Source organism: Pseudarthrobacter defluvii (genome assembly GCF_030323865.1).
Lineage (GTDB): Bacteria > Actinomycetota > Actinomycetes > Actinomycetales > Micrococcaceae > Arthrobacter > Arthrobacter sedimenti.
Genome location: NZ_CP066362.1, coordinates 390,128 through 410,553 on the forward strand (window position 1 = coordinate 390,128; position 20,426 = coordinate 410,553).

24 protein-coding genes are annotated in these 20,426 nt (G+C 66.0%); 16 read left to right on the plus strand and 8 right to left on the minus strand.

Translation table 11 applies throughout. The annotated features are described in order from the left end of the window. Positions 1 to 11: 11 nt before the first annotated feature. The 3 genes from cycA to JCQ34_RS01895 all read left to right on the plus strand — a co-directional run bounded on the left by cycA (position 12) and on the right by JCQ34_RS01895 (position 3,262). Positions 12 to 1,544, plus strand: coding sequence for a D-serine/D-alanine/glycine transporter (gene cycA / locus JCQ34_RS01885; RefSeq protein ID WP_286401257.1), 1,533 nt, complete (start codon positions 12 to 14; stop codon positions 1,542 to 1,544). A gap of 175 nt (positions 1,545 to 1,719) precedes the next feature. After that, positions 1,720 to 2,529 (plus strand): hypothetical protein, encoded by an 810-nt coding sequence (locus tag JCQ34_RS01890; protein ID WP_142134903.1) that lies wholly within the window; start codon positions 1,720 to 1,722, stop codon positions 2,527 to 2,529. Then, entirely contained in the window at positions 2,513 to 3,262 is a 750-nt protein-coding gene (locus tag JCQ34_RS01895) for a LamB/YcsF family protein (protein ID WP_286401262.1), read from the plus strand. Before JCQ34_RS01890 ends, JCQ34_RS01895 begins: the two co-directional genes overlap by 17 nt. Before the next feature lie 132 nt (positions 3,263 to 3,394). On the opposite strand, the gene JCQ34_RS01900 is transcribed toward JCQ34_RS01895, so the two are convergent. Then, entirely contained in the window at positions 3,395 to 4,756 is a 1,362-nt protein-coding gene (locus tag JCQ34_RS01900) for a DUF445 domain-containing protein (protein ID WP_286401264.1), read from the minus strand. Positions 4,757 to 4,805: 49 nt separating this feature from the next. Here JCQ34_RS01900 and JCQ34_RS01905 point away from each other — a divergent pair, with 49 nt between their 5' ends. The 7 genes from JCQ34_RS01905 to JCQ34_RS01935 all read left to right on the plus strand — a co-directional run bounded on the left by JCQ34_RS01905 (position 4,806) and on the right by JCQ34_RS01935 (position 9,769). Further along, positions 4,806 to 5,705 carry a glycerophosphodiester phosphodiesterase gene (locus JCQ34_RS01905; RefSeq protein ID WP_286401268.1) on the plus strand — a complete coding sequence of 300 codons (900 nt, stop codon included), beginning with the start codon at positions 4,806 to 4,808 and terminating at the stop codon, positions 5,703 to 5,705. A 20-nt stretch (positions 5,706 to 5,725) separates the two neighbouring features. Further along, on the plus strand, positions 5,726 to 7,063 hold the full coding sequence (locus JCQ34_RS01910) for a CoA transferase (RefSeq protein WP_286401271.1): 1,338 nt from the start codon (positions 5,726 to 5,728) through the stop codon (positions 7,061 to 7,063). Between the two features lie 259 nt (positions 7,064 to 7,322). After that, complete coding sequence (locus tag JCQ34_RS01915; protein WP_286401273.1) at positions 7,323 to 7,817, plus strand: DoxX family protein; 495 nt, start codon at positions 7,323 to 7,325, stop codon at positions 7,815 to 7,817. Then, positions 7,814 to 8,602: an AzlC family ABC transporter permease gene (locus JCQ34_RS01920; RefSeq protein ID WP_286401275.1), complete on the plus strand. Its 789-nt coding sequence runs from the start codon at positions 7,814 to 7,816 to the stop codon at positions 8,600 to 8,602. The genes JCQ34_RS01915 and JCQ34_RS01920 overlap by 4 nt, the downstream gene beginning before the upstream one ends. Beyond that, positions 8,599 to 8,910 (plus strand): AzlD domain-containing protein, encoded by a 312-nt coding sequence (locus JCQ34_RS01925; RefSeq protein WP_286401277.1) that lies wholly within the window; start codon positions 8,599 to 8,601, stop codon positions 8,908 to 8,910. The genes JCQ34_RS01920 and JCQ34_RS01925 overlap by 4 nt, the downstream gene beginning before the upstream one ends. 113 nt (positions 8,911 to 9,023) lie before the next feature. After that, complete coding sequence (locus JCQ34_RS01930) at positions 9,024 to 9,281, plus strand: hypothetical protein (RefSeq protein WP_286401279.1); 258 nt, start codon at positions 9,024 to 9,026, stop codon at positions 9,279 to 9,281. A gap of 83 nt (positions 9,282 to 9,364) precedes the next feature. Continuing rightward, complete coding sequence (locus tag JCQ34_RS01935) at positions 9,365 to 9,769, plus strand: hypothetical protein (protein ID WP_286401282.1); 405 nt, start codon at positions 9,365 to 9,367, stop codon at positions 9,767 to 9,769. A gap of 112 nt (positions 9,770 to 9,881) precedes the next feature. Here JCQ34_RS01935 and JCQ34_RS01940 read toward each other — a convergent pair whose 3' ends face one another. Together JCQ34_RS01940 and JCQ34_RS01945 are read right to left on the minus strand one after the other, a co-directional pair. Continuing rightward, positions 9,882 to 10,109: a hypothetical protein gene (locus JCQ34_RS01940; RefSeq protein WP_286401284.1), complete on the minus strand. Its 228-nt coding sequence runs from the start codon at positions 10,107 to 10,109 to the stop codon at positions 9,882 to 9,884. Between the two features lie 180 nt (positions 10,110 to 10,289). Then, positions 10,290 to 10,913: a TetR/AcrR family transcriptional regulator gene (locus JCQ34_RS01945; RefSeq protein WP_286401287.1), complete on the minus strand. Its 624-nt coding sequence runs from the start codon at positions 10,911 to 10,913 to the stop codon at positions 10,290 to 10,292. A 122-nt stretch (positions 10,914 to 11,035) separates the two neighbouring features. Between JCQ34_RS01945 and JCQ34_RS01950 the strand changes: the two genes are divergently transcribed. From JCQ34_RS01950 to JCQ34_RS01970, 5 genes are read left to right on the plus strand one after another with little or no spacing between them, the layout of a single operon-like run. Then, complete coding sequence (locus JCQ34_RS01950) at positions 11,036 to 11,359, plus strand: thiamine-binding protein (protein ID WP_286401289.1); 324 nt, start codon at positions 11,036 to 11,038, stop codon at positions 11,357 to 11,359. 60 nt (positions 11,360 to 11,419) lie between these two features. Continuing rightward, positions 11,420 to 12,109 carry an O-methyltransferase gene (locus JCQ34_RS01955; RefSeq protein ID WP_286401291.1) on the plus strand — a complete coding sequence of 230 codons (690 nt, stop codon included), beginning with the start codon at positions 11,420 to 11,422 and terminating at the stop codon, positions 12,107 to 12,109. Between the two features lie 56 nt (positions 12,110 to 12,165). Beyond that, entirely contained in the window at positions 12,166 to 13,254 is a 1,089-nt protein-coding gene (locus JCQ34_RS01960; protein ID WP_434738925.1) for a hypothetical protein, read from the plus strand. Next, the gene (locus JCQ34_RS01965; protein ID WP_286401294.1) at positions 13,248 to 14,627 is read left to right on the plus strand and encodes a bifunctional PIG-L family deacetylase/class I SAM-dependent methyltransferase; all 1,380 of its coding nucleotides are present in this window, start codon (positions 13,248 to 13,250) and stop codon (positions 14,625 to 14,627) included. Before JCQ34_RS01960 ends, JCQ34_RS01965 begins: the two co-directional genes overlap by 7 nt. Continuing rightward, positions 14,624 to 15,424, plus strand: a complete 801-nt coding sequence (locus JCQ34_RS01970) for a glycosyltransferase (RefSeq protein ID WP_286401295.1) — start codon at positions 14,624 to 14,626, stop codon at positions 15,422 to 15,424. Before JCQ34_RS01965 ends, JCQ34_RS01970 begins: the two co-directional genes overlap by 4 nt. Positions 15,425 to 15,528: 104 nt before the next feature. On the opposite strand, the gene JCQ34_RS01975 is transcribed toward JCQ34_RS01970, so the two are convergent. The 5 genes from JCQ34_RS01975 to JCQ34_RS01995 all read right to left on the minus strand — a co-directional run bounded on the left by JCQ34_RS01975 (position 15,529) and on the right by JCQ34_RS01995 (position 19,560). Beyond that, positions 15,529 to 15,786 carry a hypothetical protein gene (locus JCQ34_RS01975; RefSeq protein WP_286401296.1) on the minus strand — a complete coding sequence of 86 codons (258 nt, stop codon included), beginning with the start codon at positions 15,784 to 15,786 and terminating at the stop codon, positions 15,529 to 15,531. Positions 15,787 to 16,139: 353 nt separating this feature from the next. Next, positions 16,140 to 17,357, minus strand: a complete 1,218-nt coding sequence (locus JCQ34_RS01980) for a YihY/virulence factor BrkB family protein (protein ID WP_286401297.1) — start codon at positions 17,355 to 17,357, stop codon at positions 16,140 to 16,142. A gap of 105 nt (positions 17,358 to 17,462) precedes the next feature. Beyond that, the gene (locus JCQ34_RS01985; protein WP_286400674.1) at positions 17,463 to 18,125 is read right to left on the minus strand and encodes a DUF3618 domain-containing protein; all 663 of its coding nucleotides are present in this window, start codon (positions 18,123 to 18,125) and stop codon (positions 17,463 to 17,465) included. Next, on the minus strand, positions 18,122 to 18,553 hold the full coding sequence (locus JCQ34_RS01990) for a phage holin family protein (RefSeq protein WP_286400676.1): 432 nt from the start codon (positions 18,551 to 18,553) through the stop codon (positions 18,122 to 18,124). Before JCQ34_RS01990 ends, JCQ34_RS01985 begins: the two co-directional genes overlap by 4 nt. After that, complete coding sequence (locus JCQ34_RS01995) at positions 18,553 to 19,560, minus strand: hypothetical protein (protein WP_286401298.1); 1,008 nt, start codon at positions 19,558 to 19,560, stop codon at positions 18,553 to 18,555. Before JCQ34_RS01995 ends, JCQ34_RS01990 begins: the two co-directional genes overlap by 1 nt. A gap of 186 nt (positions 19,561 to 19,746) precedes the next feature. Between JCQ34_RS01995 and ccmD the strand changes: the two genes are divergently transcribed. After that, on the plus strand, positions 19,747 to 20,406 hold the full coding sequence (gene ccmD / locus JCQ34_RS02000) for a heme exporter protein CcmD (RefSeq protein ID WP_286401299.1): 660 nt from the start codon (positions 19,747 to 19,749) through the stop codon (positions 20,404 to 20,406). The last annotated feature ends 20 nt before the right edge of the window (positions 20,407 to 20,426 follow it).

The window sequence follows — 20,426 nt, forward strand, 5'->3', positions numbered from 1 at the left end:
TGGAGTTCCTCATGGCGATTCATCCCCCCACGTCCAACGGCGAACCAGCGCGCAACGGCGCGCGCACGGCGGTCCGCAGCGAGCCTCCCCACCTGGAACGGCAGCTGACCAACCGCCATATCCAGCTCATTGCCATCGGCGGCGCGATCGGCACCGGCCTCTTCATGGGCTCCGGCAAAACCATTTCCGCGGCCGGCCCGTCCGTGATCTTCGTGTACATGATCATCGGGTTCATGCTCTTCTTCGTCATGCGCGCCATGGGCGAACTGCTGCTGAGCAACCTGAACTACAAGTCCTTCAGCGACTTCGCTGCGGACCTCCTGGGGCCGTGGGCCGGCTTCTTCACCGGCTGGACGTACTGGTTCTGCTGGGTAATCACCGGCATCGCGGACGTTATCGCCATCGCCGGCTACTCCAAGGAACTGTGGCCGGCGCTGCCGCTCTGGATCCCTGGCCTGGCCACCATCGGCATCCTGCTCCTGCTGAACCTCGCCACGGTCAAGGCCTTCGGCGAGACCGAGTTCTGGTTCGCCCTCATCAAGATTGTCGCCATCGCTGCGCTCATCATCGTGGGCCTTTTCATGATTTTCACCGGCTTCCAGTCCGACACGGGCACGGCCAGCTTCACCAACCTGTGGAGCCACGGCGGGTTCTTCCCCAACGAATTCATGGGCTTCGTAGCCGGATTCCAGATCGCCGTGTTCGCCTTCGTCGGCATTGAACTGGTGGGCACCACCGCCGCCGAGGCCAAGAACCCGGAGAAGACCCTGCCCAAGGCCATCAACGCCATCCCGGTCCGCGTACTCCTGTTCTACGTGGGCGCGCTGGTCATCCTGATGGCCGTCACCCCGTGGACCCAGTTCGCCGCTGGCCACAGCCCCTTCATCGGCATGTTCTCCCTGGCCGGCCTCGGCGCCGCGGCCACCGTGGTCAACCTGGTGGTCCTCACCTCGGCCATGTCCTCCGCCAACTCCGGCATCTACTCCACGTCCCGCATGGTCTTCGGCCTTGCCCAGGAGGGCGACGCGCCGGGCATCTTCAGCCGCCTGTCCACGAGGAAGGTGCCCAGCAACGCCCTGCGCCTGTCCTGCGTGCTGCTGCTCTCCGGCGTCGTCCTCATGTACGCCGGCCAGGACGTTGGCAAGGCGTTCGAAATGGTGACCACAGTGTCCGCCGTCTGCTTCATCTTCGTCTGGTCGATCATCCTGGCCAGCTACATCTCGTTCCGTCGCCGCCGCCCCCATCTGCACGCGGCGTCGAACTTTAAGATGCCAGGCGGCACCCCCGCGGTCTGGGTGGTCTACGCGTTCTTCGCGTTCGTCCTCTGGGCGCTGACCACCCAACCGGACACCCTCATCGCCTTGTTGGTGACGCCCACCTGGTTCGTCGTCCTTGGCGTGGCCTGGGCCGTCCTGCGGCGCCGACCCGCACACCTTGCCCGCTTCGAGGTCTTCCGCGCCGAGCTTCGCAATGACGCCGCGGTGGCAGCCGGACGGAGCGCCGCCGGGGTGTCCGCCGAAGAGGTAGAGCAGGCCAGGAAGTAACGGCCGACGGCGGGCTGCCGGGCAGGTGCGTTGGATCCAATGATGGGTCCGGCCTGCCAAGGTAGCCCGCCCGCCGGTGCCGGGCGCGGAAGTTAAGCATACTTAGTGTTTATCCACATAGGATGGAAAGAGCACGGCAGCCTCCCGCTGCAGGTCGATTTGAATGAAGGTGACCATGGCCCGGCGCAGCAATCCCGCACTTCGTATCGCACAGGAAACCGCCCACAGAACCATGTTCGACTCCGACGGCAAGCCCAAGCCCGGCGTCCACAACATGCTTCTGAAGGCGGTGCAGATCCAGCGGCCGCTGGTGGTTGGCTACATCCGGCGGCTCCAAAAGAAGCACCCCCGCGCAACGGCTGCCCAGTTGGCGGACATCGCCGAGCGCGACTACCTGCGTGCTGTCGCCGGTGGCGGCGCCGTGGTGGGCGCTACCGCCGTCGTACCCGGTGTTGGCACTGTGGCGTCGCTGGGACTGTCCGCCGCCGCCACCGTGGGCTTCCTGGAAGCAACGGCACTGTACGCAACCTCGCTGGCCGAACTTCACGGCATCCGCCTCACCAACCCGGAGAAGGCCGGCACCATGGTCATGGCCATCATGCTCGGCGAGGAGGGTACCGCCCTGCTGGGAACGCTGAGTGGCCAGGCCTCCGGCAGCGGCAACAGCGCCGCCAATAACTGGGGCAATGTGCTTTCCAAGTCGATGGTGGGGCCGGGCTTCGGCAGTGTACGCAAGCGTATCCAGCACGCCTTCCTCAAGAACCTGCTCAAGCGGCAGGGTACTGCCCTGTTCGGCAGGGCGCTCCCGTTCGGCATAGGGGCCGTTGTGGGAGGAGCCGGTAACCTCGTGATGGGCCGTGCGGTGGCCAAGAATGCCCGTGAGGCGTTCGGGCCGATGCCGGACACCATTCCCGGGGAGCTGACCGCAGCTGCCGGGCCGGACCACCTGACGCTGGAAGGCAACATACTTGGATCTCAACGCTGACGTAGGCCAATCATTCGGCTCCTGGACGGCAGGAGGCGACCCGGCCATGTTCCAGCTGATCACCAGCGCCAACGTGGCCTGCGGCCTGCACGCGGGCGACCCCGTCACCATGCTGGACAGCTGCCGCGCAGCGTACGAACTCGATGTCACCGTGGGGGCGCACCTCGGCTACCGCGACCTGGCGGGCTATGGGCAGCGCGCGCTGGGGATGGGTTTCGACGAGCTGTTCGGCGATGTGCTGTACCAGTTAGGGGCGCTCGACGGCGTCGCGCATGCCGTGGGTGCCTCGGTGGACTACGTGAAAGCACATGGAGCGCTGTACGACGCACTGATTTCCGACGCCGAGCAGGCGTCGGCCGTGGTTGCGGCAGTGAATGCCTATGACCCGGGCCTTCCCATTTTGGGTTTCCCGGGCTCCGAGCTGGTGAAGCAGGCCAAGGAAGCCGGGAACCCGGTCTTCGTCGAGGCCTTCGCCGACCGGGCGTACCTCGCCGACGGCAGCCTGGTGCCGCTTTCCGAGGAGGACGCAGTCCTGCACGACATTGACGTGGTGGTTGAGCGCGCCGTCCGGCTGGCAACGCAAGGGGAAGTGATCGCCGTGGACGGGACGGTGGTCAAGGTCCGGCCGGACTCCCTGCGCTTGCAGGGCGGCAGCCCTGGAGCGCTGGAAATGGCGGCCCGCATCCGTGCTGGGCTTGAGGCCGCAGGCGTGGAGCTGGAGGCCTTCGCCTAGGGGCGTGGTGCCGGACTGACCGGGCCGCCCGCCGTCGTCGTAAGCCTTCTCGCTGCGCACGTTCCTTTATGCACCTCAAATGCGGGGGTCGAAAAGGAATGTGCGCAGCGCCGGAATTTATCCGCGGCGAAATCACCCAAAAATCAGCTGTGCCACCGTGAAAATCGCCAGGCCCGCCAGGGACCCCACCACTGTGCCGTTGATGCGGATGAACTGCAGGTCCTTGCCCACCTGGAGCTCGATCTTCTGCGAGGTCTCTTCGGCGTCCCAGCGCGCAACCGTGTCCGTGATGACCCCGGCGATGTCTGAACGGTAGGTCCGGACCAGGTAGCCTGCGGCGTCACCGATCCAGGCGTTGACCTTCCCGGCCAGCTCGGGATCGTCCACCAGCCGCGACCCGAAATCACGCACCGCTGCCTTGAACTTGACGGTGAGCTCGCTGTCCGGATCGTCCACGGCACCCAGCAAAGCGTTCTTCACGGTGCCCCACGTCCGGGACGCCAGCTCGCGCACCTCGGGGTCGCCCAGCACCTGGGCCTTGATGTCCTCGGCGCGCGCAATCATCGCGGGATCATGCTGAAGGTCCTGGGCGAGATCGTTGAGGTACTTGTCGATCGACTGCCGCACCTGGTGCCTGGGGTCCGCCTGGACGGCGCGCACGAACTTGAGGATCTCGAGGTAGACCTTGTCGCCCACCAGCCCGTCCACGAACTGCGGAACCCAGGTGGGGGAGCGGTCGGACACCAGGCGGGTCACTGTCTGGTGATTGTCGTCCACCCAGTCAGCGGCACGGTCCACCAACAGGTCCACCAGCGTGTGGTGGTGCCCGTCATGGAAAATCCGCTCCGCCAGTCTGCCCACCGGAGGTCCCCATGGCGGAGTGAGCAGGTGCTTGCGCACCATTCCCTCGATGACGGCCTGGACGTCGTCGTCATTCAACACCTTGAACGCGCCGCGGATCAGCGCTGCACCCTCCTTGGCCACTCGGTCCGCGCCGGCGGGTGCAGAAAGCCATTGACCTGCCCGGCGTGCAATGTTGACGCTCGCCAGCTTGTCCTGGACCACCTGTTCGGACAGGAAGTTGGTTTCCACGAATTCGCCCAGGGAAGCGCCGATCTGGTCCTTCCGCCGCGGAATGATGGCTGTGTGCGGAATCTTGATGCCCATGGGGTACTTGAACAGGGCCGTTACCGCGAACCAGTCGGCCAGCGCACCCACCATGCCGCCTTCCGCGGCCGCGCGCACGTACTGCAGCCACGGATAGTCCTTTTGCAGGGCAAACGCGAAGACAAAAATCACCGCCATGGCAATAAGCAGGCTCAGTGCCAGCAGCTTCATCTTCCGCAGCGCTGCCGCCTTTTCGGCGTCACCGGCACCAAGCTGGCCGCGTACGACGGCGCCTGCCGCCCTGGTGCCGGACCTCGCCTGCTGCGCTGGTTCGGCGGGTGCTTCCTGCGTGGTTGGCCCGGTAGTTGCCTCAGAGTTCACCTGCATGTGCCAAGCCTAGCCCCGAAGGCGGGGGCCGGTCGGCTACCGTGTGAGCATGACAACTGACGAGTCAGTGCCGCCGCGGCCGCTGGTCTTTGCCCACCGCGGTTCAAGCGGCGCCTATGCCGAACACACCCGCGCCGCCTATTTGCAGGCCCTGGCCGACGGCGCCGACGGGGTGGAGTGCGATGTCCACCTGACCCGGGACCAGCACGTCGTCCTGTTGCACGACGCCAACCTGGACCGCACCTCGGACGGAACCGGTCCGGTGGCGGAACGGACGCTGCGGGAGCTGCAGCAGCTGGACTTCTCCTCCTGGAAGGGAGCCCGCATCCCGGAAGCATATGGGGCACGCTCGGAACAGCTCCTCACGCTTCCGGAGCTTCTGGACATTCTCCGGGGAGCGGGCCGGCCCATGAAGCTGGCCATCGAGCTAAAGCACCCCAGCCCGTACCAGCTCAAACTTGAGGACCGGGTGTTGGAGGTGCTCCGCAGCGAGGGCTGGGACCCGCAAAGCTCCACGGTGGACAACGTGGCTGTAACCTTCATGAGTTTCAACCCCGATTCCGTCCGGCACCTGCTCCTTTCCGTCCCGCCGCAATACATCTGCCAGCTCGTGGACGACCTCACCATCCATGAGATCCGTGGCGGGCTGGGCGTGGGACCACTTACCGGGGGCGCCATCGCCAACCTGATGAAGGCCACGCAGCTGGAGGGGGAACGCATCCTGGACGACCGGGAAGTTGGCATGGCCGGCCCCGGCATCGACTACGTCCGGGAGCGCCCGGCCACCGTCCGCCGCTGGCTCGAATCGGGCCGGCGCTTCCGCGTGTGGACGGTGGATTCGCCAGAGGATGTGGCGCTCTGCCAGGACCTGGGCATCCAGGAGATCACCACCAACGTTCCGGGCCGTGTCCTTGACCAGCTCCGGATGGCCTCACCGCAGGGGAAGTAGGGCCTGCCGTGGATGCGGCGGTGACGTACTCCCCGCGCCGCTGGTGGGCCGGTCCGCTCGACGTCGAAGGCCTGGCACTGGGTTCGGTGGAGGCCGCGGCGGCTGCCGTCAACCTATATGCCGGTAAGCCCGGCCTGTTCAGGACTACGTCTGCGCTCACCGCAGCAGCTTTCGACTCCTTTGGCCACCTGCGCATTGCCGGGCGCAAACCGCAGGGCTTCGCGCCCCTTTCCGGCTTCCACCGTACCGGCGACGGGTGGATCCGCCTCCACGCCAACTACCCCCACCACGAGCAGCGGTTGCTGCGGGCACTGGGCGCCACCTCGCCCGAGGAGGCGGAGCGGCGGCTCCGCTCCATGGCCGCACTGGAAGCCGAGGCGGCCATCCAAAGCAATGCCGGAATCGCGGCCGCAGTCAGGACGCGCAGCGAATGGCTTGCCTCGGACATGGGCCGTGCGGCCAGCCTGGGAGCTTGGGTTGCCTTCGAGTTCGCGGACGGGACGGCGGACGGGCTGGGGCTGCGGGATTTTGGCGAGCAAAGTTCGGGCGGAAACAGCGCCGGACGGGGCAGCGGCCAGGCGGAGGCTCTGCCCCTGCGAGGCTTGCGGGTCCTGGACCTGACCCGCGTGATCGCGGGACCAGTTGCCACCCGCCTGCTCGCGGCCCTCGGAGCAGATGTCCTGCGGATCGACCCGCCTGCCTTCCCCGAGATTGAAGACCAGTTCGTGGACACGGCATTCGGCAAGCGCAGCGCCGAAGCCGATCTCAGTTTGCCGGGTAACCAGCACCGGCTCCGGCAACTCCTGCCGGCCGCGGACGTGGTGGTTGCCGGCTACCGGCACGGCGCCCTGGACCGCTTCGGGCTCAATCCCCGGGAACTGCTGGCCTCGCACCCCGGGCTTGTGGTGGTCACCCTGGACAGCTGGGGGAGTGCCGGTCCCTGGGGCGGGCTGCGCGGCTTCGACAGTATCGTCCAGGCAGCGTGCGGAATCGCGCACGTCTACGGCAAGGACAACCACGACGGCGAATGGCGCCCGGGTGCCTTGCCCGTCCAGGCACTGGACCACGCCACAGGCTACGGCGTCGCTGCGGCTGCCATCCACCTGCTGGCCCGACGCCGGGAGGCCGGGACAGGGGGCGCCGCGCACCTGTCCCTCGCCCGGACTGCCGAGGAACTCTTCTCGCTGGGCAGGAACACGGAACGGCCTTCAGAAGTGTCCGCCCCCGACTACCGGTCCACGGACAGCACCTATGGCGAACTCCGCTACATTGGGCCTCCGCTGACGGATGGGGGCCAGCCCCTGGACTACCCATTTCCGCCACCGCCGTATGGAGGTTCGCCGCTCGCCTGGGTGTGACAGGTGCGCAGTGCGACAGATGCCCGGCGTGACAGCTGCATAATGCCTTTTCTGACGTCACCGTCTTGCGGCAGCCGCCGGTTTCTGGCCGTCGCAGTTGCTGTGATTGAGTGGTTCCATGTCTTTTCTTTGGCCCGGCCCCGCGTTTCGGAGCCTGTCCATACGCGGCCTGTCCACACAGGGCCGGCCTTTTTCGCGCCGGTCGTTTTCCCGCCCGTCCTTTCAGGGCCCAGTCGCCCAGAACCTCTCCGCGGCTGCCATGGGCGCCCTCCTGCTGGCCAGCGCAAGCAAGCATTTCCGGGATCCGGGCTTCTACCGGGAGGTGGTTCCGGACTACCTGTGCCGCCAGGATCCGGCGCCCGACACCAACCAAGGAAGCGGCGACCAGAGCACAGGAGACCAGGGCAACGCCGACCAGGGCACAGGGGACCAGGGCACCACAGCGCAGCATCCTCTGGCCCTCCTGTCCCGGGACGAGTGGATCGCAGTGAGCGGCCTGCTGGAGCTGGCCGCCGCCGTCGGAATCCTGCTGCCGCCCACGCGAAAACTGACGGCCACCGCCCTCACTGCCATGTTCACCGCATTCCTGGCCGGGCATGTGGACGCCCTCGTGCGGGCGTACGGGCCGGCCGGTACTCCCCGCCGTCGGAAGATCCACACCGTGCGCCTGCCGCTTCAGGCGCCCCTGATCCTGTGGGCCTGGAGTCTCCGGAAACCGGCCCTGCCCACAGAGCAGCACGGAGGGCGGGTGTGAAGCTCCTGGCCTCGCCGGCGGTGAGGGTAGGCCTCTCCATCAGCATCGCCACCGGCTTGTATGGAATCTCCTTCGGCGCGCTCGCGGTGACGTCAGGGCTCAACTTCTGGCAGGCGATGGCCTTGAGCCTGCTCCTCTTCAGCGGCGGATCGCAGTTCGCCTTTATTGGCGTCGTGGCCGGCGGCGGATCGGGCATCGCAGCCATGAGCGCCGCCACCCTCCTGGGCATGCGCAACGGAATTTACGGCATGCAGCTGAACGCTTTACTGCGGCCAACCGGATGGCGCAAGTACGTCGGGGCCCAGCTGACCATCGATGAATCCACGGCGACCAGTACCGGCCAGACAGACCCCGCGGAGCAGCGCCGCGGTTTTTGGACAGCCGGAGTTGGGGTGTACGTGCTGTGGAACCTCTTCACGGCTGTGGGCGCGATCGCCGGCAGCGGGTTGGGCGATCCCAAACAGTGGGGGCTGGACGGTGCTGCCGTCGCAGCCTTCCTTGCCTTGCTATGGCCCCGGCTCAAGGGGCGGGAACCCATCGCCATCGCGGCCGTTTGCGCCGTGGCCACCGTCGTGGCGGTTCCCTTCGTGCCTCCGGGCGTGCCCATCCTTGTTGCCGCCGTGGTGGCTGCACTCGTGGGGTGGTTCAGCCATGGCCGCCGTGACGAAGGCCTGGAGCCCGACATCGAGCCTTACACACACCATCCCGGACATCACCAGGACGCCGCCGGCACCCGTCCGGGAGCGGAGCGCCCCGAAGGCGCGGATCCGGAGGCGGGTACATGAGCCTGTGGATCTGGCTGCTGATTGCCTGCGCCCTGGCCTACGCCTGGAAAATCGTGGGGTATTTTATGCCCGCCAAATTCCTCGAGGACCCGCGCACATCACGCGTCGCAGGGACCATGACCATCGGCCTTCTCGCTTCGCTGACCGTGGTGAACGCGGTGGTGTCAGGGCAGGGCCTTGCCGCCGACGCGAGGCTTGGCGCGCTTGGCGCGGCTGCAATCGCCTTGACGCTCCGGGCTCCTTTCCTGGTGGTGGTCATCGCCGGAGCAGGCACGGCGGCACTGTTGAGGTTCCTGGGCTGGAGTTAGCGGTCGCACCGCTTGCGCCGGATAGTGATCCAGGTCACTTCAACTGCCAGGTGCCGGTTGTACTATGAGATCGGCTTATGCAGTTGGCCATGGCATTCCTATGAACGGCGACCATGGAAAATCAGCTGCATCCTGCAGGGGGCTTAGCGGGCAAGCCCCGTCACAAAAACGCCCGACGACGGGCAGGGCTGCCTGCCAAACGCTTCTTTAGGCGTTTTTCCAGGCTTTCGGACGTGCCGGAAGAGGACTTGGAGATGCTTTCCCAAAGGCTGCGCGAGGCGCTCGACGTCGATCCGGCGTCGCCCGTACCGGCGCTGCAGGCCCTGGTGCATCAGGAAATGCGCAGGCGGGAAGAAGCCGGCAGCGCCTAGCGCCGGCACCTTCCGGGTGCCATGTGTGGTGCACTGGAAGAGAGGCAGCCCACACCCAGGCGGCCACCAAAGGAGGAATCGAGATGGACGAACAGTCACGGCCGGTTGAGCCGCAGGACGGCCAGGGCACCGAGGACACCGGCAGGAACGCCAGGGAAGAACAGGGCACCGGGGTGCCGGCGGCAGAGCAGACAGGAAAGCAGCGGGCCGCCTACCTGGATCCCAGGGGTTCGGAGTCGACCCGGGAGTTGCGGGACACGGCAAGGAGGCGCCGTGATGCCGAAGAAAAACTCCAGCAGCACCTGATGGAAGCGAAGGATCACGTTCCCAACGAGTTCCACGAGCACCACCACGGGCATGAAGGACATGGGTACCCGGGCCATGAACAGCAGGGTCATGAACAGCGTGGTGATGAGCAGGCTGCAGCGCAAACGCATCATCAAGCCCCAGGCCAGTCCCAACACGGCGAAACTGAAAGCAACGGGTAGGGGGCAACTCCCACTGCAGGTCTGAAGCCTGGCCTTTCGCTCTGCTGTCGGGTATTGCAGGACGCTTTGTAATGCGGGACGGCGGCGAGGCGCTGCCGGATGCGGCAGTCAGCTAAGCCACTCCGTGGGCGGCGCCGCCCGGCGACACTGCCCGGCGGCGGCACGTTTCTTCCACGCCCATCTCATACCAAACCTGTGCGCCGAACTCTGGCTCAGGGGTGTCAAGGTTCTGGTACAGCGCGTCAAGCAGTTCGACGAGTTCCCCGGCGGTCAGCGCAGGGAGGACCTCCTCGGGCCCGCGGGGATCGGTGAGGTAGTGGAGAAGCTTTGAGTGATTCATTGCAGCGCAGCCGTCGAACGGCGGATAGGCACAAAGTGCATGGGTCGCTCCCGCTGGAAGTACCGAGGCTGGCTGCCTAACCCCAAGTGGCAGTCTATTGCACCTTCCCGGCGCTAACAACGAACCCGGCCAAAGAGGAACCCGGTAAACAGCGGGCCGGGCCTGCCAGGGCCCGGCCTGTTACAGGCTGGGCGCGGCAGCCGGAACCGGCACCAGCACGGGCAGCGCACGCGACGGACGGACGGTGCGGATGGCGTCCTCGACAAGCGCCAGCGGCCGGCGCCAGGCGTCGGAGCCGGGTTCCATGGTGTCTACCACCCCAATCAGCATGGCCAGCAGCCGGAACATGTCCGTCATGGAAATGTCAGTGCGCAGGCTTCCCTGGCCTTGTCCCCGAACCAGCAGCACACCCATGGAGTCCATGAGCGATCCCGTGATTCCGGGGAGGAGTTCACGGCGCCCTGCCACAGCGCACAACAGGTTGGCGTCGTCGCTTGCGGCCGCCATCAGGGCTTCGAGGACGCGCAGCAGCCCGGCTGCGGCGTCGATATCGGCCAGCGCTCCGTCCATGACCGGGTCCACCGTGAGCCGGAGCTGCCGGTTGAGCGCCGCAAGCACCAGCTCCTCCTTGTCCGCGAAGTTGCGGAACAGGGTGGCCGGCCCCACGCCGGCGGTGGTGGCGATGGTCTGGAGCGGCACGTCCGGTCCGAACTCACGGAAGCACTGGCGCGCCGCCGTGATGATCTTGTCCACGTTCCGCGCTGCGTCTGCGCGGAGGGGCTTGCGGGCGACTGCGAGGCTCATGCCCAAAAGGGTAGCAACGGAGCCTGCGGCCAACACGGTTACTCCGGGGTAGGCCCTTATGTGACGGAGGGCAGCCTGTTTTCCCGGGTAACTCGCCGGCGGCCGCGTGGGAGACTGGGGGCATGTTGCTTGCATTTTCTGTTGCTCCGTCAGGCGTTCCCAGCGAAGGTTCCCGGCCCAACGATGCGTCAGTGCACGACGCCGTCGCCGCCGCGGTGAAGATCGTCCGGGAGTCTGGGCTTCCCAACCAGACAGATTCCATGTTCACCACCATCGAGGGCGAGTGGGATGAAGTGTTCGACGTCGTAAAACGCGCAACCGAGGCCGTGGGCCGCTACGGAAGCCGCGTCTCACTGGTGATTAAGGCGGACATCAGGCCCGGATACAGCGGCGAGTTGACGGCGAAAGTGGACCGCCTGGAGAACGCCCTGACGCAGGAGCCCTAAGCCTGTCCGGAGGGGCCAAAGCATCTGGACCGCCGTAACGCCGCGTGCCAAACTGTGGCCATGTTCGAGCACAAGCCCCGGCCGGAGTGGATTGCCACTGAGGAGTTCCTGTCCAGCGCCGTGGTGCATCCGGATGCGGCTGTCCAGCAAGCCATCCGCGCGGCTGCGGAAGCGGGAATGCCGCCCATCGAGGTGGCGCCGAATGCCGGGAAGTTCCTGAAGCTCTTGGTCCAGCTGTCCGGCGCCCACCGGATCCTGGAGATCGGGACGCTGGCCGGCTACAGCACCATCTGGATGGGGCGGGGACTTCCGCGCAGCGGCACATTGGTCACCTGCGAATACCTGCCCCAGCACGCGGAGGTGGCGTGGGCGAACATTGATGCCGCCGGACTGGGCGAAAGGGTGGAGATCCGGCTGGGCCCCGCACTGGATACGCTCGCTGCCCTCGAGGAAGAGGAACGGGAGCCGTTCGACTTCATTTTCATTGACGCCGACAAACAGAACAACAGCCGCTACCTTGACTGGGCGGTGAAGCTCGGCAGGCCCGGTGCTGTGGTGGTCCTGGACAACACCATCTGGGAAGGGGCGGTCCTGGACCCCGACATCGATCCCGTCAACGCGCCGGGAATCATCGACGCGCTCAAGGTGCTCGGGAACCATCCACGGCTGGATGCCACTGTCATCCAGACCGTCGGCTCCAAGGGCTGGGACGGCTTCGCGCTGGCACGCATTCTTCCGCAACAACAGTAAGTAAGCTGTGGAGATGCGACCGGTGCCCTGCCGGCCATCGTCGATGGAGGACCTTCTTGCAAGCGGCACCTGCCCCCGTGCTCCTCAGCTCCACCCCCGCCGACCTGTCTCCGTGGCTTTCGCACCTTGATGCGGTCAGCGCTGCCGTCGGTGACGTCCCTGCCCTGCTGTCGCTGGCGGTTGAGGCCGGAAGGACCTGGCCGCGACCCGGGGAAGGCCGGACCGCGGTGCTGTGGGAGCTCCTGGCCTCCGTGGCCGCCATCGACGTGGCGGCGGCCCGTGTGCTTGAGCCGCACCTCGATGCCGTCGCCATTCTTTCCCAGTTCGCCCTAGCTTTTCCGGACGCCGAGCCTGTGCCGGAGGCATCCCTGGCACAAACATGGGGGGTATTCGCCGCAGAAGCGCCAGGGGTCCGGCTTGAAGCACGCTCTGTTGGAACCGGCGTAGTCCTGAGCGGGACGAAGCCGTGGTGCTCCCTTGCCGGCAGCCTGGACTCCGCCGTCATCACAGCCCACACTGACGACGGCGGCCGCGCGGCTTTCGCGGTGAGCCTACGCCACCCAGGGGTGGCATGTGAGCAGCCGGAGTGGATTGCGCGGGGGCTGCGGGAAATACCCAGCGGAAGCGTCCGGTTCGAGGGGGTCCCGGCTTTGCCCCTTGGCGGAACCGGCTGGTACCACAGCCGGCCGGGCTTCGCCTGGGGCGGCATGGGTGTGGCTGCCTGCTGGCTCGGTGGAGCAGTGGGCGTGGCCAGGGATTTCCGCGCTGGCCTGCTTGCGGGAGCGGAGGGAGGACGGGAGCCTGACCAGGTGGCGCTCGCCGCACTTGGCGAGGTGGACCGCACGCTAACGGCCGCCCTGCAGTATCTTGCCCGGACTGCTGCACGGCTGGATGATGGCCTTCTGGGCGGCGCGGGCGGCCCCAGTACCTGGAGCGAAGCCCAGCGCCTGCGCGGAACCGTCGCCGCCGCCGTCGAACGTGTCCTTACCCTGGTGGGCTCCAACCGGGGTCCAGGGCCGCTTGCCTTCGACGAACAATACGCCAAGAGAATGGCGGACCTGGCACTCTACGTGCGCCAGCATCATGGCGCACGCGATGACGCCCAGCTGGGCCGGCTCGCGCTCAAAGGAGATTGCCCGTGGTGACCTTTTCGCACACGGACGAAGGAACCAGCGAGGCCGCCTGGGCAGCCAGCGGACTGCCCACAGCGCCGGAGCTGCCGCTTCATGCCACCGAACTGGCCGCCATGCGCTTTGTGGTGCTCGCAGCACATCCCGACGACGAAACACTGGGCGCCGGCGGGCTCATGGCGTCATTGGTGGGGCTTGGAGCCAAGGTGGAAGTCCTGCTCTGCACCGCGGGGGAGGGGTCGCACCCGGATTCACCCACCATCACTCCGGAGCAGTTGGCCCAGGTCCGGCTGGCCGAGTTTTCCGAAGCCCTCACAGCCCTCGGGTTGAAGGACCACTGGACGTTCCTCGGCCTGCCGGACGGCGGGCTTGCCGGGCACGCGGAGGCGATCGCCCGCGCCGTCCGCGGCGCTGCCCATCGAATGCCCGCTGATGCCGGCATGCTGGCCGTCGTGGCGCCATACCGCGCAGACGGGCACGGCGACCATGACGCGCTGGGCGCGGTGGCAGCAGAGGTTGCCCGGGAGGACGGCCACGCACTGCTGGAATACCCCATCTGGTTCTGGCATTGGGCCACCACGCAGCACCGGGAGTGGCGCGACTGGGTCCGCTTCCACCTGGCTGAACCCGCCCGCCAGGCCAAACAGACGGCCATGGCCGAGCACGCAACACAGGTGCAGCCGCTGTCACCGCTGCCCGGGGACGAAACACTGCTCAGCGGCGAATTCCTGGAGCACTTCTCACGTAGCTTCGAGGTGTTTGCCTGGACACCCGCGCTACCCCCCTCCGACGAGGTGTACTCCAGCAGTGATGCCGAGGCGGTCTTCGACAGAGTCCACGACGGCTCGGCAGATCCGTGGAACTACACCGGGAGCTGGTATGAACGCCGCAAACGAGCGCTGACCCTTGCCGCGCTTCCAGATCCTTCCTACGAAAACGGGCTGGAAGTGGGCTGCTCCATCGGAACCCTGACGGCCGAGTTGGCAGGGCGGTGCAGCAGCCTGTTGGCCGTCGACGCCAGTGGGTCCGCGGTGCGCCAAGCCGGGCAGGTGCTGGAGGGCTTGCCCGGCGTCCACGTGGAGCAGCGCGTCCTTCCCCGCGACTGGCCGGAGGGGAACTATGACCTGGTGGTGGTTTCCGAAGTGGGCTACTACCTGGCGGCTGAAGAGCTAACCACGCTGTGGGACCGGGTGGAGGCCTCCCTGGAACCTGGGGGAACCCTCCTCCTGTGCCACTGGCGGCACCCCATCAGGGGCTGGGAACTCGATGGCGACGCAGTCCACGCGCTGGCCCGGCAGCGGTTGGGCTGGCGCAGCGCAGGGCTCTACCAGGAACGCGACTTCGTGCTGGAAGTCCTTATTGCCCCCGGTAATAAGGCAACGGCATGAGGCTGTGGGCGTCAGAGGGGGATGAAGCGGGCCCTGAGCGCCTCGATCCACGCATCATCCAGCACGTGGCAGTGGTAATTCCAGTGCACAACGAGGAGCAACACCTCAAGCAGGCACTTGCCGCCGTGGGCAGCGCCGCAGACCTGCTTGAGTCGGAACGTCCAGGCGTGGAGGTGCAGGTGGTAGTTGTCCTGGACAGCTGCACTGACGCGTCACCGTCAATAGCCGCGGCAACAGCTGAAGCGGACCCACGGTTCCACATCCTGCCTGTCAGCTTCGGAAGTGTCGGAAAGAGCCGGCGGGCCGGCGTCAATGCAGCGCTGGAAAACGTGAGTACGCGTCCCCACGATGGGAATACCGCTGCAGGCGATCCGATGCAGTGGGTCTGGGTGGCGAACACCGACGCCGATTCGTCAGTCCCCGGGCGCTGGCTGGTCCGGCAGCTGGAACTCGCCGCGTCCGGAAGCGACGTTGTCCTTGGCACCGTGCACCCGGATCCCCACGGTATGCACCATGAACTCGTGGCCCGATGGCACGCCCGCCATGCCTCCACCGAGGACCATCCGCACGTGTATGGCGCCAATCTGGGCGTCCGTGCCTCGTCCTACCTTGCCGCGGGCGGTTTCCCCGGAGTTGACTTTGATGAGGACCGCGCGCTGGTGGACCGGCTTCGTGCCGGCGGTGCCGACATTATTGCCACAGACACAACACGCATCCTCACATCGGGGAGAACCGCAGGACGCGCGCCGAAGGGTTTCGCGGCCTACCTCCTGGCGCTGGCACAGCCTTGCCCGTGACAGCAGGAAGCAGGCTTGATGGCATGCAAAAGGGCTGTTGCCTTTTGGCAACAGCCCTTTTGTGGTCAAGGAGTCAATCTTTTGGAAGACCCATCATCTCCGCATTACACCAAATCTGGAGCGCTGGAAACGATGTAGTCAGCCGCAGCTGGTCCCGTCATGGAAAGGTTATTGCTGTCCGGATTGATTCCGGCTTCCTGCATGGCCTGCCAAAGGGCGGCTGGCTGCTGGAGTTCAGCCTTCTGCAAAAGGCACCAACTCGTATAGAGGCCGTATAGCTCGTCGCGTCCCAAGCCCAGGCCAGGCTCCTTGTCAGGGACAACTGCTTCGGCAAGAAACTGTTCAAAATGGGTAGCAGGCATGTCCGCTCGTTAAAAGGTTGACCTTGATGCCGCCGGCTGCTTCAGCGGACCTGCCAGTCTCCAAAGGATCCCGGCGAGGTATTCAAGAAAGTATTGCAGTTCAGTGCAATTTGTCCAGTCGGTTCTGTCCAGCTGCTTCCCCTGTACCAAGGGAGTCTGAGGGGGCCGACGGCGACTGGGGGGACTGGCCTCGGTCTCAGAAGAGGCCATCTCACCGCCGACCCCGCTATACCCCGGGTTCGGTGCAAACCCGGAAAACTCGACAGGACCTTCAAGATGAATTTTCCTCCATCCTGAAGGTCCTGCCTAGTCCTTCTGCCGGCCCCTTTCCCTGGGGCCCTGCACCCGATCTTTTAGGCGCTCCCGCCCCGCGGACCGCCGTCGGACTCTGCGCTGCCGGCACGGTGCTGTACCTTCTCGCGGATCCTGTCGCGGTGGCTTTCACCGGCGCGTGTGTCATTCTGGCCGTCCTGGTCCCCATCGGAACCGTGCCGGCCATCCTCGCCGTTTTCCGAGCTGTGCTTCTCCCGGAGTTCGCGGCCGTACTTCACGTCGTCCTCGAACTGTTTCTGCAGCTTCTCGCTCTTCTTGGTGTCCCGAGGCGGCAACTGGATGGTTTCCTCTGCCTTGATGCCGGCCTGGAGCTCACGGGCGCGCTCCACCTCGGCATCGAACTCGGCGCCGAAAAGAAGCGACATGTTCAGGATCCAGAGCCACAGCAGCATGATGATCACACTGCCAAGGGCGCCGTAGGTCTTGTTGTAGTTGCCGAAGTTGCCCACATAGAAGCCGAAGCCCAGCGAAGCGATCAGGAACACCACCAGCGCGATCGCGGAACCCATGCTCATCCAGCGGAACTTGGGCTGCTTGACGTTGGGGGTGGCGTAGTAGAGCACGGCGATGATGGCGATGATCAGGATGATCATGACCGGCCATTTGGCGATGTTCCAGACCATGAGGAAGGCACCGCTCAGGCCGATCAGTCCGCCCACTGCCTCGGAAACCGGGCCGCTGAGGACCAGCATGCCGGCCAGAAGCGCCACGATGACCACGGCAAGGAGAGTGATGGCGAGCAGGGTGCTCCGCAGCTTCACGAAGCCACGGCCCTCGTCCACCTCGTAGATCCGGTTCATGGCCCGGCCAAAGCCGCCCACATAGCCGGACGCGGACCACAGTGCGGTAACGAGGCCGATGACCAGGGTGAACCCTGCCGCGGGCGCACTGGTCAGTTCCGACACCGGGCCGCTGATGGTGTTTACGGTCTCCGCCGGAGCAAAGCCGCGCACGATTTCGAGCAACGCATTGGTGGTTTTTTGCGGGTCGCCAAACAGTCCAAGCACCGAAACCAAAGCCAGCAGGGCCGGGAACAGTGAGAGGACTGCGTAATACGTCAGGCCTGCCGCGAGGTCGGGGCACTGGTCCTTGGTGAACTCGCGGAGGGTTTTCTTGGCGATGTATTTCCAGGACGTGCCGTCCAAGTCCCGTACGCTGTTGGGCTTTCTTGGATCGTCTGGGGCCGGGGCCTGTCCCGCCTTGGCGGTACTGGTTTCGGAATCGTCGTGAGTGGCCATGGGGCGTCCTCTCAATCAGGGGGCGAAGCCAACAGGCCGGCCCGCGGGAAGCGGTGCCGGCCTGCTGGACAGTGCTGTTGCCTTTGCGTGCCGTGACCGGCCGGGTTAGGTGTTTTGGACGTTGTCTTTGGCGTCGGTGGCGCGGTCTTTGACGTCGGTGGCGGCTTGTTGGCCTTCGGTTTTGACGTTTTGGGCGGCGTCGGTGGCGGTGGCCTTGACGTTTTCCATGGCTTCCTGGGCGGGTTCCTTGAGGTCTTGGGCGACGGTTTTGGCGGCGTCGGTGACCTGGGTTGCCAGGGGCTGGGCTGCGGTTTTGAGTTGGTCCGCGGCTTCGCGTTCTTTCTGGCTTGCCGGGATCAGGGAGGAGACCAGCAGCCCGGCGCCGAAGGCGATGAGTCCTGCGGCCAGGGGGTTGCCGGCGGTTTTGGCTTTGACCTGGTCCGGGGCGGCGCTGACGGTGTGGCCGGCGTCGGAGAGTTTGGCCGAGACCGTGTCTCCTGCCTGGTGGAGGCTGTCGCCGGCTGAGTGCATGGCGTTGGTGGTGTGCTCGGCGCCGGTGGAGGTTGTGTCGTGGACTTTGGTGGTGGCGGTGTCTGCGGCTCCCATGATTTTCTCCTTCACCCCGGTCACGGCATCGCGGACTTTGTCGGTTTGGCGGTGGACGATGTTGGACGGGGTGACTTTGTCGGCCACGGCGTCCACGTTGGTGCCCAGGCGTGCCCGGGTGGCTTCGATGTCTGCTCGGATGACGTCGGGGTTTTCGCTCATCGGTTTACCTCACCTGGTTTTAGGGTTGGGGGAATTTCTGAGAGGGTTTCCCCTGTCTGGGGCAGTCCCTTGATCTGCTTGAGTTCCTTGCGGCCTACCGAGGCCAGGACCGCGGCGATGATCGCCCAGATCACGGCGACGATCAGCGCGGCCCAGCCCAGGGCCATGACGGCGCCCAGGGCCCACATCAGGGCCAGGGAGAGGAAGAGCAGGACGAAGTGTCCGCCCACGCCGGCGCCGGCGAGCATGCCTGCGCCCTTCCCGGCCCGGGAGGTGGATTGTTTGAGTTCGGCCTTGGCCAGCTCCACTTCCTGGCGCATCAGGGTGGACAGGTCCCGGGTCACATCACCAAACAGTTCACCCAGGGACGCGTTGTCCGCTTTCACATGCGCCGCACTGGGCGGCGGCTCAGGAATCTGGCTACTCATCACAGACCACCCGTCTGGCCACCCCGGGTGCGGTCCTGGGTGAGGGGATCGTTCGCCATGGGATCGTCAGCAAGCGCGCGGTCACGCAGCGGGTCGTCGGACAGCTGGTTGCCGGACCAGGGTTCCTCCACCAGCTGCGGGCTGTCGAGTCCACTCGCCGGACCTGCGGCCTCGGGATAGCTGCTCCCTGCTGCGCCGCCGTCGTAACCTGCCGTGGTGCTGGCCGGAGCGGGGAGCTGGACCGGCGGTGGCGGAACGGTTCCACCGGCAACCGGGTAGGACTGGTTGTACTGGTCGCCGTATGTGGTGCCGGAATACTGGCCGGACAGGCCTGCGGCACCGGTGCCGGCAGAAGTGGTGGAGGAAGACTCCGGGGCTCCTGCGGTGAGGCCGCGGGTGAGGCGCCCGGCCAGTACGCCTGCGCCTGCGGCGAGGAGCAGGAAGGTGCCGGGGCGGTTGCGGGCAAAGCGCGTGACCTCGTTCAGGAGGTCACCGGGCTCGCGGTTCTCCAGCCAGGACGCCACCGTGGAGGTGCGCTCGGCCGCCTGCCGGACAAGGTCGCTGGCCACGCCCTGCTGGTCCGGGGCGCTGGCCATGCTGTGCAGCTGGCTGGAAATGTTGCGCATGCCTTCGGCAGCCTTCTGCTGCTGCGTGCCGGCCTGGCTGGTCAACCCGGACTTTGCCTGGTGCAGCAGGTCCTGCGCGTTGGCCTTCGCCTCCTGTGCCACGTTCGCGGCCTCACCCTTGGCCGTCTCCGCCACGCCCTGGGCCGATCCTTTGGCAGTCCGGGCTACATCGGCTGCTTCTTCCTTGGCTGCATCCTTGCGGGATGAACCAGAGGCGTCACCGGCGTGGGCGTCAGGGCTTTGGGCGTAGCCGGCCTGGCTCTCACCGGCGAGGGGAGCAGCGGTGGATGGGAAGGTGGCGGGCTCCCGCTCGCCAGGAATTCCTGTGCTGGCCGGAGGGGCCGTGTAAGCGGGATCCTCGGACCATTGGTTCTCTGTCATCGTCGCTCTCTTTCCAAGAAGGCCGGTTGTTGAATCAAGAACCAGCAATACTGGCGGTAAAATGATAAGCATGATTACTAATAAAAGATAAGTACCCTTGCTAAGCGAGTTATAACCGTTCCAAAAATGTCAGCCGGAATGGCGAGGGCCTGCCCGGTCACAACGAAGTGGAAAGTGGTGGGAAAAATGGATACAGCTCCATGGGTATGGGTGGTAGTTGCCGTAGTTGTGGTGGTTTTGATCGTGCTGCTGCTTCTGGCCGGAGGAAGGCGCCGGAAAGCCATGCAGCAGAAGCGGGACCAGGAGCACCGGGAAAAGGCTGCCGAGATCAGGCGTGAAGCCGAGAACATGGAAATCGACGCCCGCGAACGGGAGGCCAAGGCCATCCGGGCGCGTGCCGACGCCGAACAGGCCAAGGTTGACGCGGCGCGGCTGCAAAAAGAAGCTGAACAGCGCAGCCACGAAGCCCAGTCCCTGCGTGGTGACGTTGCCAGCCATACCCGCAAGGCGGACGAGATCGACCCCGATGCCGGGGCGGACCGCAGCCCGCGCCATGACACTCCTGCCGGCCGCGACGCGGGGTACGTGGACGGTGGGCATGGGGACGCCGGATATCAGGATGCCGGCCACGTGAATGCCGACGAAAGGAACGCGGACCAAACGCACGCCGGGTATTCGAACATCGGACATTCCGACGAACATGGCCACGGCGCGCACCAGGAAGCCGCGGCTCCGGGTGCCAATGCGGAATTTCCTGAGGATGGATCCGGGCGCAGGCGCCACCCCGGACCCGGGGACACCTCCATGGGGCGGGATGCGCGGGGCGACGGAAATCCGCGCATCTAGGATCCCCGCTGTCCCGGCGG

Excerpts from the sequence above, each read along its gene's own strand:
- cycA (WP_286401257.1), top strand. The coding sequence starts at position 12 with ATGGCGATTCATCCCCCCACGTCCAACGGCGAACCAGCGCGCAACGGC.
- JCQ34_RS01890 (WP_142134903.1), top strand. The coding sequence starts at position 1,720 with ATGGCCCGGCGCAGCAATCCCGCACTTCGTATCGCACAGGAAACCGCC.
- JCQ34_RS01900 (WP_286401264.1), bottom strand. The coding sequence starts at position 4,756 with ATGCAGGTGAACTCTGAGGCAACTACCGGGCCAACCACGCAGGAAGCA.
- JCQ34_RS01905 (WP_286401268.1), top strand. The coding sequence starts at position 4,806 with ATGACAACTGACGAGTCAGTGCCGCCGCGGCCGCTGGTCTTTGCCCAC.
- JCQ34_RS01915 (WP_286401273.1), top strand. The coding sequence starts at position 7,323 with ATGGGCGCCCTCCTGCTGGCCAGCGCAAGCAAGCATTTCCGGGATCCG.
- JCQ34_RS01925 (WP_286401277.1), top strand. The coding sequence starts at position 8,599 with ATGAGCCTGTGGATCTGGCTGCTGATTGCCTGCGCCCTGGCCTACGCC.
- JCQ34_RS01930 (WP_286401279.1), top strand. The coding sequence starts at position 9,024 with ATGGAAAATCAGCTGCATCCTGCAGGGGGCTTAGCGGGCAAGCCCCGT.
- JCQ34_RS01935 (WP_286401282.1), top strand. The coding sequence starts at position 9,365 with ATGGACGAACAGTCACGGCCGGTTGAGCCGCAGGACGGCCAGGGCACC.
- JCQ34_RS01940 (WP_286401284.1), bottom strand. The coding sequence starts at position 10,109 with ATGAATCACTCAAAGCTTCTCCACTACCTCACCGATCCCCGCGGGCCC.
- JCQ34_RS01945 (WP_286401287.1), bottom strand. The coding sequence starts at position 10,913 with ATGAGCCTCGCAGTCGCCCGCAAGCCCCTCCGCGCAGACGCAGCGCGG.
- JCQ34_RS01950 (WP_286401289.1), top strand. The coding sequence starts at position 11,036 with ATGTTGCTTGCATTTTCTGTTGCTCCGTCAGGCGTTCCCAGCGAAGGT.
- JCQ34_RS01955 (WP_286401291.1), top strand. The coding sequence starts at position 11,420 with ATGTTCGAGCACAAGCCCCGGCCGGAGTGGATTGCCACTGAGGAGTTC.
- JCQ34_RS01970 (WP_286401295.1), top strand. The coding sequence starts at position 14,624 with ATGAGGCTGTGGGCGTCAGAGGGGGATGAAGCGGGCCCTGAGCGCCTC.
- JCQ34_RS01975 (WP_286401296.1), bottom strand. The coding sequence starts at position 15,786 with ATGCCTGCTACCCATTTTGAACAGTTTCTTGCCGAAGCAGTTGTCCCT.
- JCQ34_RS01980 (WP_286401297.1), bottom strand. The coding sequence starts at position 17,357 with ATGGCCACTCACGACGATTCCGAAACCAGTACCGCCAAGGCGGGACAG.
- JCQ34_RS01985 (WP_286400674.1), bottom strand. The coding sequence starts at position 18,125 with ATGAGCGAAAACCCCGACGTCATCCGAGCAGACATCGAAGCCACCCGG.
- JCQ34_RS01990 (WP_286400676.1), bottom strand. The coding sequence starts at position 18,553 with ATGAGTAGCCAGATTCCTGAGCCGCCGCCCAGTGCGGCGCATGTGAAA.
- JCQ34_RS01995 (WP_286401298.1), bottom strand. The coding sequence starts at position 19,560 with ATGACAGAGAACCAATGGTCCGAGGATCCCGCTTACACGGCCCCTCCG.
- ccmD (WP_286401299.1), top strand. The coding sequence starts at position 19,747 with ATGGATACAGCTCCATGGGTATGGGTGGTAGTTGCCGTAGTTGTGGTG.